15 protein-coding genes, 1 rRNA gene and 1 riboswitch are annotated in these 15,493 nt (G+C 49.3%); of the genes, 1 reads left to right on the forward strand and 15 read right to left on the reverse strand.

Annotation, left to right across the window (positions count from 1 at the left end; translation table 11 throughout):
* Positions 1 to 125: 125 nt before the first annotated feature.
* The gene (locus tag ACSVDE_RS17425; protein ID WP_439302264.1) at positions 126 to 203 is read left to right on the forward strand and encodes an EYxxD motif small membrane protein; all 78 of its coding nucleotides are present in this window, start codon (positions 126 to 128) and stop codon (positions 201 to 203) included.
* Here the strand turns inward: ACSVDE_RS17425 and purD are convergent.
* From purD to rrf, 15 genes are all read right to left on the reverse strand, one after another.
* Positions 169 to 1,455: a phosphoribosylamine--glycine ligase gene (gene purD / locus ACSVDE_RS17430; protein ID WP_439302244.1), complete on the reverse strand. Its 1,287-nt coding sequence runs from the start codon at positions 1,453 to 1,455 to the stop codon at positions 169 to 171. The two genes, ACSVDE_RS17425 and purD, sit on opposite strands and share 35 nt — an antisense overlap.
* A 15-nt stretch (positions 1,456 to 1,470) precedes the next feature.
* Positions 1,471 to 2,997: a bifunctional phosphoribosylaminoimidazolecarboxamide formyltransferase/IMP cyclohydrolase gene (purH, locus tag ACSVDE_RS17435; protein WP_439302245.1), complete on the reverse strand. Its 1,527-nt coding sequence runs from the start codon at positions 2,995 to 2,997 to the stop codon at positions 1,471 to 1,473.
* 15 nt (positions 2,998 to 3,012) lie between these two features.
* A complete protein-coding gene (purN, locus tag ACSVDE_RS17440; RefSeq protein ID WP_439302246.1) occupies positions 3,013 to 3,597 on the reverse strand; it encodes a phosphoribosylglycinamide formyltransferase in 585 nt (194 codons plus the stop codon).
* Complete coding sequence (gene purM / locus ACSVDE_RS17445) at positions 3,594 to 4,634, reverse strand: phosphoribosylformylglycinamidine cyclo-ligase (RefSeq protein ID WP_439302248.1); 1,041 nt, start codon at positions 4,632 to 4,634, stop codon at positions 3,594 to 3,596. The genes purN and purM overlap by 4 nt, the downstream gene beginning before the upstream one ends.
* Before the next feature lie 331 nt (positions 4,635 to 4,965).
* Complete coding sequence (gene purF / locus ACSVDE_RS17450) at positions 4,966 to 6,390, reverse strand: amidophosphoribosyltransferase (protein WP_439302249.1); 1,425 nt, start codon at positions 6,388 to 6,390, stop codon at positions 4,966 to 4,968.
* Positions 6,366 to 8,591: a phosphoribosylformylglycinamidine synthase subunit PurL gene (gene purL, locus ACSVDE_RS17455; RefSeq protein WP_439302250.1), complete on the reverse strand. Its 2,226-nt coding sequence runs from the start codon at positions 8,589 to 8,591 to the stop codon at positions 6,366 to 6,368. The genes purF and purL overlap by 25 nt, the downstream gene beginning before the upstream one ends.
* On the reverse strand, positions 8,575 to 9,258 hold the full coding sequence (purQ, locus tag ACSVDE_RS17460) for a phosphoribosylformylglycinamidine synthase subunit PurQ (protein ID WP_439302251.1): 684 nt from the start codon (positions 9,256 to 9,258) through the stop codon (positions 8,575 to 8,577). The genes purL and purQ overlap by 17 nt, the downstream gene beginning before the upstream one ends.
* Positions 9,255 to 9,509 carry a phosphoribosylformylglycinamidine synthase subunit PurS gene (gene purS, locus ACSVDE_RS17465; protein ID WP_349409291.1) on the reverse strand — a complete coding sequence of 85 codons (255 nt, stop codon included), beginning with the start codon at positions 9,507 to 9,509 and terminating at the stop codon, positions 9,255 to 9,257. The genes purQ and purS overlap by 4 nt, the downstream gene beginning before the upstream one ends.
* A gap of 325 nt (positions 9,510 to 9,834) precedes the next feature.
* Complete coding sequence (gene purC / locus ACSVDE_RS17470; protein WP_439302252.1) at positions 9,835 to 10,548, reverse strand: phosphoribosylaminoimidazolesuccinocarboxamide synthase; 714 nt, start codon at positions 10,546 to 10,548, stop codon at positions 9,835 to 9,837.
* 31 nt (positions 10,549 to 10,579) lie between these two features.
* Positions 10,580 to 11,875, reverse strand: coding sequence for an adenylosuccinate lyase (gene purB, locus ACSVDE_RS17475; RefSeq protein WP_439302253.1), 1,296 nt, complete (start codon positions 11,873 to 11,875; stop codon positions 10,580 to 10,582).
* Complete coding sequence (gene purK / locus ACSVDE_RS17480) at positions 11,872 to 13,026, reverse strand: 5-(carboxyamino)imidazole ribonucleotide synthase (RefSeq protein WP_439302254.1); 1,155 nt, start codon at positions 13,024 to 13,026, stop codon at positions 11,872 to 11,874. The genes purB and purK overlap by 4 nt, the downstream gene beginning before the upstream one ends.
* Positions 13,023 to 13,511 (reverse strand): 5-(carboxyamino)imidazole ribonucleotide mutase, encoded by a 489-nt coding sequence (gene purE / locus ACSVDE_RS17485; protein WP_439302265.1) that lies wholly within the window; start codon positions 13,509 to 13,511, stop codon positions 13,023 to 13,025. The genes purK and purE overlap by 4 nt, the downstream gene beginning before the upstream one ends.
* 124 nt (positions 13,512 to 13,635) lie before the next feature.
* Positions 13,636 to 13,737, reverse strand: a riboswitch (purine riboswitch).
* Positions 13,738 to 13,813: 76 nt separating this feature from the next.
* On the reverse strand, positions 13,814 to 14,017 hold the full coding sequence (locus ACSVDE_RS17490; protein ID WP_439302255.1) for an NETI motif-containing protein: 204 nt from the start codon (positions 14,015 to 14,017) through the stop codon (positions 13,814 to 13,816).
* A gap of 6 nt (positions 14,018 to 14,023) precedes the next feature.
* Positions 14,024 to 14,551, reverse strand: a complete 528-nt coding sequence (locus ACSVDE_RS17495) for a DUF2179 domain-containing protein (protein ID WP_439302256.1) — start codon at positions 14,549 to 14,551, stop codon at positions 14,024 to 14,026.
* 575 nt (positions 14,552 to 15,126) lie between these two features.
* Positions 15,127 to 15,242, reverse strand: a 5S ribosomal RNA gene (gene rrf / locus ACSVDE_RS17500).
* Positions 15,243 to 15,493: the final 251 nt, after the last annotated feature.

The following is a 15,493-nucleotide window of genomic DNA, read 5'->3' on the forward strand; positions in this document are numbered from 1 at the left end:
TAATGAGAAAATCGCTGCTCTAGCGATTTTTCCGATTACAAATCAAAAAAGCTCCCGAATTGGGAGCTTTTACACTAAAGTTGAGGTGAATCTCAATGCAAGTTCTCATGGAATACTTGACCGACATGCTGTTCGTCTACATCATGATCATTGGAGCAATCGTCGCGTTTATTTACTTCCTCGTAAAGAAGAGACAGACTTGATGGCTTTATCTGCGATATCCGCCCGGTAAAAGCTGCCTACGCAATGGAGCTTGCCCATCTCTGCGTAGACGAGTTTCTGAGCAGCTTCCAGATCTGCCGCCTTGTGGGCCAACAGAAGGATCCGTCCGCCATCGGTGACCAGTCCGCCTGACTCACCGTTCTTCACACCTGCGTAAAATGTGAGCGCATCCGCCGAAACGACCTCCAGCCCTTTAACCCGAACGCCTTTGTGGTACGCTTCCGGATAGCCGCCGGATGCGAGTACAACACCGACATACGCATCATCAGACCACTTGAGCTCGATCTTTTTACCGTCCAATAATGATTCCATCACATCGAAAAGGTCGGTTTCCAGACGCGGCAGCACGACTTGCGTTTCCGGATCCCCGAAACGAGCGTTGAACTCGATCACTTTCGGACCATCTGCTGTGAGCATCAATCCTGCATACAAAATCCCTGTGAACGGTGATCCTTCCTTAACCAGCGCATCCGCCATCGGCTGCAAAATTCGCTCAACAGACTCCGCAACCACTTCCTCACCGATAAGCGGTACTGGCGAATAAGCGCCCATGCCACCGGTGTTCGGTCCGAGGTCGCCATCGAAGGCACGCTTGTGATCTTGCGAGATGACCATCGGCAGAACTGTGGAACCGTTCACGAACGCCATCAACGAGAATTCTTCCCCTTGTAAAAATTCCTCAATGACGACGCGCGCACTCGCGTCACCGAACTTCGTCTCGACCATCATCGAATGGAGCGCTTCTTCCGCTTCTTCCATCGTCATCGCGACGACGACACCTTTTCCTGCTGCGAGTCCGTCCGCTTTAATAACGATCGGTGCACCCTTTTTCAACAAGTAATCGCGTGCCTCCCCGTAATCGGTGAACGACGAGGAGAAGGCAGTCGGGATGCCATACTTGTCCATCAATTCGTTCGCATACGTTTTGCTGCCTTCAATGAGTGCTGCTGCCTTGGTCGGACCGAATACACGCAACCCGACCGCTTGGAAACGATCGACGATACCGTCCAACAACGGTTGCTCTGGACCGATTACCGTCAAGTCGACGCCGTTCTCTTTCGCGAATTGAACAAGGGCTTCATGGTCGGATTCCGGAATCGCGACGCAATCCGCGACATCTTCCATCCCGACATTCCCTGGTGCGACATACACTTTTGATACCCGCTCAGACTGTGCCATTTTCCATGCCATCGCATGTTCACGGCCACCTTTTCCAACGATTAGAACTTTCATCTAGACCCCTCCTCTTTAGTGTTTGAAGTGACGTACGCCTGTCATGACCATCGTGATCCCGTACTCGTCCGCTTTATCAATCGATTCCTGATCACGGATCGAACCGCCTGGTTGGATGATCGCGGTTACGCCAGCTTTTGCAGCTGCTTCCACCGTATCACTCATCGGGAAGAATGCATCAGACGCCATCGATGACCCTTCCACATTCGCACCTGCCTGCTCAAGCGCAATTTTCGCAGCACCGACACGATTCATTTGACCGGCACCTACGCCGATCGTACGGTTGTCCTTCGCAAGGACGATCGCGTTCGATTTCACGTGCTTGACGATCTGCCATCCAAGCTTCAAGTCCGCCCATTCCGCTTCCGTCGGCTCACGTTTGGTCGCCACCTTCAACTCCGCGTTGTCAAAACCATAGTGGTCTTCCTGCTGGATGAGCGCGCCACCTGAAACCGACTGAATGCGTCGGTTCACTTCCGTCGCCACCGTCTTCGGTTCAATCTGTAACAACCGTAAGTTTTTCTTTTCCGTTAAAATGGAGCGGGCTTCTTCAGAGAACGAAGGGGCGATGATGATTTCTAAGAAAATCTCGCGCATCATCTGAGCCGTTTCCGCATCGACCTCTTCATTCGTCGCAACGATTCCACCGAAGATTGAGATCGGATCTGCTTCGTACGCAAGCTGGTACGCTTCCGCTAACGTTTTACCAACACCGACGCCACACGGATTCGTATGCTTGACCGCTACGACTGCCGGCTCATCGAACTCCTGGATGATTTGAAGCGCTGCATCCGCATCGTTGAGGTTGTTGAACGAAAGCTCCTTCCCGTGAAGTTGCTTCGCTTTTGCAATCGTAGAAGGATCTCCGATCGGCACCTCGTAAAAAGCGGCCTGTTGATGCGGGTTTTCCCCATATCGTAACGACTGTTTTTTCTCATATGTAATTGTGTAAGTCTCCGGGAACTCTTCTTCCGTCAAATATTGAGCAATCAGCGCATCGTAAGCCGCTGTGTGACGGAACACTTTTGCCGCGAGACGTCGTTTCGTCTCAGCCGACACCGCACTGTTCGTCTTCAATTCTTCCAAAATCGGAGCATAATCCGCCGGATCGACCGCCACCGTCACGGACGCGTGGTTTTTCGCAGCCGAACGAAGCATGCTCGGACCGCCAATATCAATGTTCTCAATTGCATCTTCAAACGTCACATCTGGCTTGGAAATCGTCTCTTTGAACGGATAAAGGTTCACGACCACGAAATCAATCGGTGTGATATTGTGCTCCCCGATCTGTGCCATGTGATCTTCGTTCTCTCTCACCGCAAGCAAGCCACCGTGGATGTTCGGGTGGAGCGTCTTCACACGTCCGTCTAAAATTTCCGGAAACCCGGTCACATCAGATATGCCGGTAACCTTCAGTCCTGCTTCTTCTATCGCTTTCTTCGTGCCTCCTGTCGAGACGATCTCGATCCCTTGTTCAATCAAGCCTTCTACGAATGGAATCAGCCCTTCTTTGTTGGAAACACTCACTAATGCGCGCTTCATGCTCCTGCCCCTTTCTCAGTTTGAATTGACTTCAGCTGGATGTAATAGTTTTTGTAAAACCTTCGGGTAAAGCTCATGCTCCACCTCATGGATTCGTTTCCGCACATGGTTCTGCGTATCATCTTCATAGACCGGCACAGCGACCTGCTCGATGATCGGCCCTGTGTCCATCCCGTTATCGACGTAGTGGACGGTAACGCCGGTTTCGTTCACGCCTGCCTCCAGTGCCTGTCCAATCGCGTCCTTTCCAGGAAACTCAGGCAATAAAGAAGGGTGGATGTTGACCATCTTCCCCTCGAATTCGTTCAGCAACGTCGGACCGATCAAGCGCATGTAACCTGCCAGCGCGATGAAATCCACCTCTGCATCATTCAATTTTTCTAAGATCTCTGTTTCGAATGCTTCTTTATCGACGTACGTTTTCGGTGAAAAAACGAATGACGGGATGCCATGCTTTTCCGCTCGTTCAATGGCCTTCACCCCCGGCTTGTCACAAACGAGCAATGTGATTTCCGCTTCTAGCTCTCCCGTTTCAACCGCGTCAATGATCGCCTGGAAGTTCGATCCCGAGCCGGATGCGAATACCGCGATGTTCTTCAATCGAGATCTCCTCCTTTGTACGTAATGCCTTCCCCTTCTGTCACCTGTCCAATCTGGTACGCTCTTTCCCCTTGTTCAATCAGCTTCCGCATCACACCGTCTGCCTCTTCTGGTTTTACAGCGAGTACCATTCCGATTCCCATGTTGAATGTTCCGAGCATATCCTTAAGCGAAAGATCCCCTTCTTTTTGCAATAAGGTAAAAATCGGATGTACCGGCCATGAACCGAAGTCCACTTCTGCATGCAATCCTTCCGGAAGCATGCGCGGGATGTTTTCTGTGAAACCGCCGCCTGTGATGTGCGCGATTCCACTAATGTTAAAATGACGGACCACTTCGAGGACAGGCTTCACATAGATCTTTGTCGGTGTTAAAAGCACTTCTCCAAGCGGTTTATCGAGTTGATCAAACGTTTGATTGAACTCGTAACCCGCCTGTTCAAGCAATACTTTTCGCACGAGAGAGTAGCCGTTGCTGTGGATCCCGCTGGACGCGAGACCGATCAGCACGTCGCCGTTCTCTACTTTTTCAGGCGTGATCAGTTTCGATTTCTCCGCAACTCCTACTGTAAAACCAGCAAGGTCGTATTCCTCCGGATCATACATGCCAGGCATTTCAGCCGTCTCACCGCCAATGAGGGCTGCGCCTGCCTGCTTGCATCCATCCGCAATTCCTTTGACGATCTGTTCAACTTTCTCCGGGTCTAATTTTCCGGTTGCGATGTAATCGAGAAAATAGAGCGGCTCCGCCCCTTGTGCGACGATGTCGTTCACGCACATGGCGACCGCATCGATCCCGATCGTGTCATGCTTGTCCATCTGGAAGGCGAGCATGAGCTTCGTTCCGACTCCGTCTGTTCCGGAGATAAGCACAGGTTCTTTTACGTCGAGCTTCGAGAGGTCAAACATGCCGCCGAACGCGCCGATACCCCCCAGTACCTCAGGCCGCATGGTTTCCTTCACATGCTTTTTCATGCGATTGACCGCTTCATACCCCGCCTCCACGTCGACTCCTGCCTGTTTGTATGCTTGTGCCATAAAAACTCCGCCTCCCTATGATCTATTTGATAACTGCTCAGATCCATCAGTAAAAACTTATTTATTCGGAAGCTTTTTTCTTAAAAAAGCTCACGTTATTTGATTTTTCCTGCGTATCGTTCTCGAAATTCGGGGATTCCTCATTTTCGGTAACGGTAGAGCTCCTATCCTTCCCCAAATTTGGGATTCGCTCACTTTCGGTAACGATAAACTCCTTATCCTTCCCCAAATCAGAGTTTCGCTCACTTTCGGTAACGATAAACTCCTTATCCTTCCCCAAATCCAGGTTGAAGATCATTTGGGGAAAGTTAGCACCTGCTATAGAGTCCGTTTACTTAAATACCAGCTCTTTTTCGTGTGGTAGTACGGTGTCTGGGTAGATTTCCGTCGGGTACTTGCCTGTGAAACAGCCTAGGCATTGCCCACAGTTCGGTTCGCTCTGATTCCGCCCAATGCCTTCCAGCATGCCGTCCACACTCAAGTACTCGAGTGAATCCGCCCCAATGATCTCACGGATCTCCTCCACAGAGTAGTTCGACGCAATCAACTCTTCCTTCGAAGAAATGTCGATGCCGTAGTAGCACGGGTGAGCAATCGGCGGTGAACTGATGCGCACGTGGACTTCAGTAGCCCCTGCATCACGCAACATTTGCACGATACGTCGGCTCGTCGTCCCACGGACGATCGAATCATCAACCATTACGACACGTTTCCCTTCCACGATTCCACGAACCGGCGACAGCTTCATTTTCACGCCTTGCTCACGCAATGCTTGAGAAGGCTGGATGAACGTCCGTCCGACATAGCGGTTTTTGATCAACCCAAGCTCATACGGAATCCCTGCCGCTTCGGCATAACCGATTGCCGCTGAAATACTGGAATCCGGTACACCTGTGACAACATCCGCTTCCACGAAGGCTTCAGCCGCCAAGCGTTTACCCAAGTTTTTACGAGCGGTATGGACGTTGATATCATCAATATGGCTATCTGGCCGGGAAAAATAAATATACTCCATGCTGCAGATCGCCCGGTTCGTCGAGGACGTGAACGAATCCGTCTCGAGCCCCTCGTCATTGATGATCAACAGCTCCCCAGGACGCACGTCCCGGATATATTCCGCGCCGATGACATCGAACGCACACGTTTCAGAGGCGACGACATACGCGTCGCCGATTTTACCAAGAGACAAAGGACGCAATCCGTTCGGATCCTGAGCGGCCATGATGCCATTCTCGGTCATGATGACGAACGCGTAAGCCCCCTTGATCATCGACAGTGCGTTCTTCACCTGGTCACGCAGATTATAAAGACCGCTGCGCTTAATCAGATGCGCGAGCACTTCCGTATCGGATGTCGTCTGAAAGATACTGCCTTGCGCTTCGAGCTGCTGCTTCAGCATGTTGGCGTTTACAAGATTGCCGTTATGCGCAAGCGCCAGGCCGCCACGCTGAGATTGGAATACGAGCGGCTGGACGTTGGCATATTCCGTGCCACCAGCCGTCGAGTAACGCACATGCCCAATTGCCGCTTTCCCTGTCAACGTGTTGAGCTCGCCTTTGTTGAACACTTCCGTCACGAGCCCGCTGTTTTTATGAAATTTCACCTGTTCGCCGTCTGTCACCGCAATACCAGCACCCTCTTGCCCGCGGTGCTGGAGGCTGTGGAGACCGTAATATGTGAGCTGCGACGCGTCCTGGTGACCCCAGATCGCGAACACGCCACATTCTTCGTTTAAACCTTTGATGTCAGCAAACATGGAATAGCTCCCTTCCAAGCTGTCTCGAGCTCATCTTTCGTCGCCGAAACGAGCTCTTTCCCTTCTGGTGTATCGATACGTAGCATTGCGCGATCCAGTACGAAACCGATCTTCGTCGCGTCTACGAGACTTTCAAACTGCTCCGCGTTTTCCGGTTTGACGGATACGAGGAAACGAGACTGAGATTCACTGAATAGTGCCGCTGCTTCCTCTCCTGATAGTGTGACAGATGCGCCGAGTTCCGCGTCCATCATGGATTCCGCTAGTGCCACCGCTACTCCACCTTCTGCTACATCATGAGCAGATTGGACGAGACCCCCTTGAATCGCTTGTAAAAGTTGAGATTGATAGCGGGATTCTTTTTCCAGGTCAAGCTCTGGTGCTTTACCCGAAATTGATCCTTCTAATAGTTTCTGAAGCTCACTTCCGGAGAATTCCGGCTTCGTTTCACCGATCATGTAGATGACGTCTCCTGCTTCTTTAAACGCTTGCGTCGTGACGTGGTCGATGTCATGGACAAGTCCGACCATGCCAACAACCGGCGTTGGATAAACCGCGACGCCATTCGTTTCGTTGTACAATGAAACATTTCCGCTGATGACTGGTGTTGATAAGGTGCGACATGCATCGCTCATCCCTTCAACCGCTTTCTCAAGCTGCCAGAAGATTTCCGGCTTTTCAGGGTTTCCGAAGTTCAAGCAGTCTGTAATAGCCAATGGTTCTGCTCCAGAACACACGATGTTCCGCGCCGCTTCAGCAACTGCGATTTTACCGCCGACTTCAGGATCCAAGTATAGATAGCGAGAGTTACAGTCTGTCGTCATCGCCAACGCTTTACGCGTTCCGCGGATCCGGACGACCGCTGCGTCTGAACCAGGTGAAACAACCGTGCTCGTGCGAACCATATGATCGTACTGATTGAACACCCATGACTTGCTTGCAATCGTCGGCTGAGCCAACAGTTTCAACAATGTATCTTTGTAATCTGTGATTTGTGGTTGGTAAGCTTCTTGCGTTTGGAACGCTTCATAGTATGCAGGGACTGCACTCGGCTTGTGGTAAACCGGTGCTTCTTCCGCCAATGCATCGACCGGAACGTTCGCAACGACTTCACCGTTATGAAGCAAGCGAAGTTCTTTTTCCTCGATCACTTGACCGATCGTGACTGCTTCAAGTTCCCATTTATCGAAAATCTGCTTGATTTCGTCTTCGCGTCCTTTTTTCACAACGATCAACATACGCTCTTGAGACTCAGAAAGCATCATTTCGTAAGGCGTCATGTTCGTTTCACGTTGCGGGACAAGGTCGAGATTCATCTCAATCCCAACGCCTGACTTACTCGCCATTTCGCTCGAGGACGAAGTCAGACCTGCTGCGCCCATGTCCTGGATGCCAACAAGTGCATCTGATTGGACAAGCTCCAAACACGCTTCTAGTAAAAGCTTTTCCATGAACGGGTCGCCGACCTGAACTGCCGGACGCTTTTCCTCTGACGCATCGTTCAATTCTTCCGAAGCGAACGTCGCACCATGGATACCATCGCGTCCAGTCTTTGCACCAACGTACATGACCGAGTTGCCGATTCCGTTTGCCTGACCCTTTTGGATGTCCTTATGATCAATCACGCCGACACACATCGCGTTCACGAGCGGATTGCCTTCGTAAGAAGCATCAAACTGCACTTCTCCACCGACTGTCGGGATACCGATACAGTTTCCGTAACCTGCGATTCCAGCGACAACCTCTTCGAACAAATACTTCACTCGATCAGAAGTTAGCTCGCCGAAACGAAGAGAGTTCAACAAGGCGACCGGACGCGCACCCATCGAGAACACGTCACGGATGATGCCGCCCACTCCTGTTGCTGCCCCTTGATACGGCTCGATGGCAGACGGGTGGTTGTGGCTTTCAATTTTAAAAACGACTGCTTGATCGTCACCGATATCGACGATTCCAGCCCCTTCTCCTGGACCTTGGAGGACGCGCTTGCCTTCTGTCGGGAACTTCCGTAGAACAGGCTTCGAGTTCTTGTAGCTGCAATGCTCGGACCACATGACCGAGAAAAGCCCTGTTTCCGTATAATTCGGAAGACGGCCTAAGATCGATTCGACCATACCGAACTCGCTATCGTTCAAGCCCATTTCCTGATAAAGCTTCTGTTCCTTGATCATTTCTGCATTTGGTTCATGAAGTAGTGACATGTGCTTCCCTCCAAGATTTCACGATTGATTGAAACAGCTTCAGTCCGTCCGCGCTACCGAGCAAAGCATCTACCGCTCGCTCTGGATGAGGCATCATGCCAAGGACGTTTCCTCTTTCATTCGTTATGCCTGCGATTCCGTGTCTGGAACCGTTGATGTTTTCTGCATAGGTGAACGCGATCTGGTTGTTTGCAGCGAGCTTCGTGTATGTCGCTTCATCGCAGTAGTAGTTGCCTTCACCGTGTGCGACCGGAATCGTGATCTTCTCCCCTTTTTCATAAAGAGAAGTAAACATCGTTTCGTTGCTCGCCACTTCAAGCTCGACCTGCTTACAGATGAATTTCAGTTTTTCGTTCCGTTGCATAGCGCCTGGCAACAATCCTGCTTCTAGTAAAATTTGAAAACCGTTGCAGACACCGAGGATTGGCTTGCCTGCCTGGTTCGCTTCGTAAATCGACTCCATCACGTTGGAAAAGCGAGCGATGGAACCACTTCGCAAGTAGTCTCCGTACGAGAATCCACCCGGTATGAGAATGCCGTCAAAGTGCTTCAAGTCTTGGTCGTCATGCCAGACGTACTCGACTTCCTCTCCCAGCTCGTCCTTGATGGCGTGGTACATGTCTATGTCACAGTTGGATCCTGGAAAAACGACGACGGCGAACTTCATTGAGGAATGACCTCCTCGATTTCATACGTATAGTCTTCAATGACCGTGTTCGCAAGAAGCTTCTCGCACATTTCTCGTACTTGCTGATCGATGTCGCCATCTTCTTTCTTTAGCGTCAATTCAATGTATTTTCCTACGCGTACATCTTCAACTGTGTTGTAAGTGAGACGATGGAGCGAATCTTTCACAGCAGCTCCTTGTGGATCTAGAACACTTTCCTTTAAAGTGATGAAAACTTTAACGTTATACATGAAATCGGCCTCCCCGAGTGGTTGTTTTTTATCGTTCATAGATTTGTTGTTCTGTGAAATTCACTTCGCTTTCCGCGGGCGATCCGCAAGCCTCACTTCCACAGGATGTGGTGGCTTCGACGTTCACCACAGGACGTGGTGGTACTTAGTCGAAGATCCTTATTAAAAGTGCGGGGTCTCGCTTGGCTCGCTTATCCCGCTGGAGTCTCGTGAATTTCCTTTCACAACAACTTTTTTTCTTAAAAAACACAACATTCTTAAAATTTTTCATATGGAGGGTTCCATTTCGGAACCCTTTTATTCTATTGATCTACTAAACGCTTGCTTAAGGCGTAATCGTCAATCGTTCCAACAGCTTACTGTATGTGTCGGTCAAACTTCCGAGGTCGCGACGGAACACGTCTTTATCGAGCTTCTCTCCCGTTTCTGCATCCCACAATCGGCATGTGTCAGGTGAAATCTCATCTGCGAGCAGGACGTCTCCATCCGGTCCGATGCCGAACTCGAGCTTGAAATCGATCAAGTCGATGTTCAGAGATTTGAAATATGGCACGAGCACTTCGTTTACTGCTAGACCCTTCTCTCGTAAAAGGGCCAGCTCTGTTTCCTCGATCAGACCGAGTACGCGGATGTGATCACGCGTCAACAACGGATCACCCAGGTCATCGTTTTTATAGTAGAACTCTACGATCGTCTCTGGCAGCACTTCGCCTTCTTCCATCCCTAAACGGTGAGCAAGCGAACCGGCCGCAACGTTCCTTACGACGACCTCTAACGGAATGATCTGGACGTTTTTCACGAGCTGCTCGGTTTCCGAAAGCTTTTTCACAAAGTGGGATTCGATCCCTTTTTCACGGAGCTTCTCGAACAATAACGCTGAAATCTCGTTGTTCAATCGGCCTTTCCCTGTGATCGTCAATTTCTTTTCGCCGTTGAAGGCGGTCGCCTCATCTTTATACTCGATCCAGACGATTTCTGAATCGGTCGTTTCATACACACGCTTCGCTTTCCCTTCATACAGTAACGCTTGCTTTTCCATCCAACGTTCCTCCTCGCGCCTGTGCGGCGGTTTACTCAAGTCCAACGCGTTTGAAAATGTTGTCTACTTCCTTCAGGTGGTAGTTGTAGTCGAAACAGTCGTCGATCTCTTCTGGTGAAAGCATATCGGTCACTCGCTTTTCCCCTTCGATCAACTCTCTGAACTGGATGCCTTTCTCCCAAGCTTCCATCGCTTTCGGCTGCACGAGGTCGTATGCTTCTTCACGGTTCATGCCCTTGTCGATCAGTGAAAGCAACACTCTCTGCGAGTAGATCAAGCCGTACGTTCTCGTCATGTTGCGTTTCATGTTCTCCGGGAACACTGTCAAGTTTTTCACGATATTGGAGAATCGGTTCAGCATGTAATTCAATAGGATCGTGCTGTCCGGAATGATCACGCGCTCAGCGGACGAGTGCGAAATATCGCGCTCATGCCATAAAGACACGTTCTCCATCGCCGTTACCATATGGCCTCGAATCACACGCGCAAGACCAGTCATGTTCTCAGAGCCAACTGGATTACGCTTATGCGGCATTGCGGAAGATCCTTTTTGTCCTTTTGCGAAAAATTCCTCGACTTCACGCGTCTCACTCTTCTGTAAGCCTCGGATTTCCGTTGCGAACTTCTCAATTGATGTCGCGACGAGTGCGAGCGTTGAAATGTAATGTGCATGTCGGTCACGTTGCAACGTTTGTGTGGATACCGGTGCACGGTTCAGACCAAGCTTTTCACACACATACTCCTCAACGAACGGAGGGATGTTCGCGTACGTCCCGACCGCTCCTGAAAGCTTTCCGAAACGGATGCCTTCCACCGCTTGCTCGAGACGCTCTTTGTTACGCTTCATCTCTTCGTACCAGAGCGCAAGCTTCAAACCGAATGTCGTCGGTTCGGCATGGACACCGTGCGTTCTTCCCATCATCACCGTGTGCTTATGCTCTACCGCTTTTTCTTTTAAAATCTCAATGAACTTCTCGACATCCGCCAGTAGTATGTCATTCGCTTGCTTGATTAAGTAGGATAGGGCTGTGTCAACGACGTCTGTAGAAGTCAGTCCGTAATGGACCCATTTGCGCTCTTCACCAAGTGTTTCCGATACCGCTCTTGTAAAAGCGACCACATCATGGCGCGTTTCCGCTTCGATCTCATTGATGCGGTTCACGTCAAAACCAGCGTTTTCACGGAGCTTCGCAACGTCCTCTTTCGGAATGTCGCCAAGCTCTGCCCATGCTTCACATGCAAGAATCTCTACTTCGAGCCATGCTTTGAATTTATTTTCTTCTGTCCAAATCGCACCCATTTCAGGTCGTGTATAGCGTTCAATCATTTTACTTCCTCCAAGTTGTCTTTTTGTTGTAAGTTCTTAACGATGGTTTCTGCTTGATCGACTGCATCTTCTAATGAATCGTTTATGATCGTAAAATGTCCCATCTTCCGTTTGTCCTTGATTTCCTTTTTCTCATATAGATGAAGATGGACATCATCAAACAATGGTGCAACTTCCAATATCGTCGCAGCGTCTTGTCCGAGCAAGTTCACCATTACGCTTGGCTTCAGCAAGGTCGGCTTTCCAAGCTTCCATCCGCAAATTGCGCGGATATGCTGCTGGAATTGCGAGAACATACAGCCTTCAATCGTATAATGCCCAGAATTGTGTGGACGCGGTGCCAATTCATTGATATAAATGCCCTCATCATTCGTCAGGAACATCTCGACCGCCAAAGTACCAACTAGCTCTAACCCGCTCGCAATCTTTCTCGCAAGGCTTTCCGCTTGTTCCAGGCTCGCTTCCGAAACACGCGCTGGAACGATCGATTGATACAGAATGTGATCTTTATGGATGTTCTCGGCAACCGGGAACGTTTCCGTGTCACCACTCGTGTTCCGAGCGACGATCACCGATATCTCTTTTGCAAAGTTGATTTTCTTCTCTAACACACACGGAGTACCACCAGCAAGCAACTCTTCTGCTGCCTTCAAATCTTGAGGCGCCTCAATCATGACCTGACCTTTCCCGTCATAGCCGCCACGGGTCGTTTTCAAAATCGCTGGATATCCGATTTTCTCAAGCGCCGGTTCAAGTTCTGCCCACTCGTCAACCAGTTCATAAGGGGCGACTTGAACGCCAATTGCTTCAAGCGTGCGCTTTTCCTCTGCCCGGTCCTGTGTCACTTGTAAAAGCCGGCTGCCCTGTGGCAGATGGTGATTCCTCTCCAACCACTCAGCTGTCGCAAGGTCGACATTTTCAAATTCGTACGTAATGACGTCACTCACTTCAGCCAATTTCGTGCGTGCTTCCTCACTCGCATAGTCACCTACAATTTCGATGTCGGCAATCAATCCACACGGAGAACCTTCTGTCGGATCGACGGTCGCTACCTTGAATCCCATCTCTTTTGCCGCAATCGCCATCATCCTGCCGAGCTGACCGCCACCCAATATCCCGATCGTTTGAGGAGGTAAAATTGGTTTCATCATATCAATTCACCACTGCTTTCCAACACTTTTTCTTTCGTTTGGTTTCGTCGATTCTGAAGTCGAGAAGCTACATCCTCTGAAGTCGTGCCTATAATCTGTGCCGCTAAAAGTCCAGCGTTCGTCGCGCCTGCTTTTCCAATCGCAACCGTTGCGACCGGAACTCCGCCAGGCATCTGGACAATCGATAGAAGCGAATCCAGACCATTCAGAGCTTTCGATTGAACCGGAACTCCGATGACCGGCAAGGTCGTCTTCGCTGCGACCATACCCGGAAGATGTGCGGCTCCACCAGCCCCTGCTACAATGACCCGGATCCCTCGATCACGTGCTTCCTCTGCATATTCAAACATGAGTTCAGGCGTACGATGAGCCGATACGACTCGCTTCTCGTACGGAATTTCAAGTTCTTCAAGAACCTCACACGTATGTTTCATCGTCTCCCAATCCGATGTACTTCCCATAATGACACCTACTAATGCGTGCATGACCTCACCAAACCTTTCCATCTATGTACTACCTATTTTTGTCCGAAAAAAAGACCCAGGATCTTATTTGTTTCTCTTGGATGTGAGAAAGCATAATAAATCCTGGGCACGTTCCATTTCTGGCATACCGTTCGCTTTCCCTCATAGTCCAGTAATTTACGGTTACCGGGTAGAAACTTATGGGCCATATCCCCAAGATTATATGAGAGCTTTTTGATTCAGTTATATTGTAACAACGCCAAAACGCGTATGTCAACGAAAAATCGAACGTTGGATAAATTTACGAATCAAATGTTCGGATTTCACTGTAATTTACCTTCAAAAATCACTTTTTGTCGTAAATATTCCACGTCTTTCTTCCCATTTTGCGTCTTTTCTTGGAAAACCGGCTCTTCCATCCGCCTTACAGGCATGTAGCCTTCTTTCTGCATGCGATCGAGGCAGTCTGAGATGCTCTCGTTTTCCAATACTTCGAACTTCTTCTTTTTCGGTTTGCTCTTATCCATCGTTCGTTACCTCCGTACTGCCTTGACCCAGAACCCTCCATAGAAGGCTTTCGGTTCATGCGAGATGATAAAGGCTTTCTCATCCATTTGCTTTACCGTAGAGTATAGATCGTATTCGGATTTTCTCGAAGTCAGGATCTGCATCATAAGACGTGGACCATCTCGTCCATCCGCGAGCCAGTTTGTAACACCATAGCCCTTGTTACGAAGAGCCGATGGAATGTCTGAATCGAATTCTTTCGTGATTACGTTGACTGTGATGTAACCAAGTGCAAGCTTTTCTTCGATCTTCATACCGACGATGACGCCGATTCCGTAACCGACCGCGTAGGCGATCAGGTTTTGGATTTCATTCAGGTTTTCGAGTACGATTCCAAGTCCGATCACGTAGATGAGGACTTCAATGACACTTGTCGCCGCTGCAAGATATCGCTGGTTTTTCAACGTCAGGATCATACGCAGCGTGAAGAATGTTACATATACAATGTTGATGATGAGAATGATCGCAATCAATATATAGCCATTTTCAAGCACTTTGTAAAACCTCCAAAACTCAAGTTTTCATTTTTTGTAACTCTTAGGATAGCACGAAAGTTTGTGAAAGAAAAAGAGGAATCCTTGAAATGGAAAGATAAATTTGATTTCTCTTAGAAGAATATATTGATTTCTTTGAAATTCACTCCCTTTCCGCGGGCATTAGAAAAGCGCAAGCGACCCGGGTAGTCACGTAGGTCACTGGAAGACTGACGAGGAGGCTGTGGCCGCCACAGGAAGTCTGAAGTGATCCAAGTGACTGGGAGCTGAGCTAGACATTTCTTCTTAGGTCTCGCCTGGCTCGCTATTCCCGCAGGACAAGGAAAACTTCGGCAGCGTTACATCGCACGAAGAAAATGCGAATTTCATTTTCGAGGAGTGTCGTGAAGTTGCGTGCGAAATCAATACTCTATTACATAGAAGTATCTTCTTTCGTGGTATTATAAGTCTTCCCAGATTTAAATAAGAAAAAATGAAAAAAGAACAGCTTAATAGCTGTTCTTCAAATCATTATAGTTTTTGCTTTTAGGCACAAAAAAAGATGAAACGACATGGTGTACGTTTCACCTTTTTACGCCCGGCGATGTCCTACTCTCACAGGGGGAAGCCCCCAATTACCATTGGCGCTGAAGAGCTTAACTTCCGTGTTCGGCATGGGAACGGGTGTGACCTCTTCGCCATCATCACCAGACTTGCGATTTGTGATAACCTTCGACCTTCTGTGTCAGCTTCGTTCGCTCTCATCCTCATGTACAAGCTAAGTACACTCCGGTGATTCCTCACTAGCTTCCTTGAATCTCTCGATTCTGACAAATCTTTATTTAGTTGAAGGAACCATTCCTTCAAAACTAGATAACGGTTCTTGAAAACGTAAGTATTGTGGTTAAGTCCTCGATCGATTAGTATCTGTCAGCTTCACGTGTCACCACGCTTCCACACCAG

The sequence above is a fragment of the Pseudalkalibacillus sp. Hm43 genome, from assembly GCF_051842935.1.
Taxonomy (GTDB): domain Bacteria; phylum Bacillota; class Bacilli; order Bacillales; family Fictibacillaceae; genus Pseudalkalibacillus.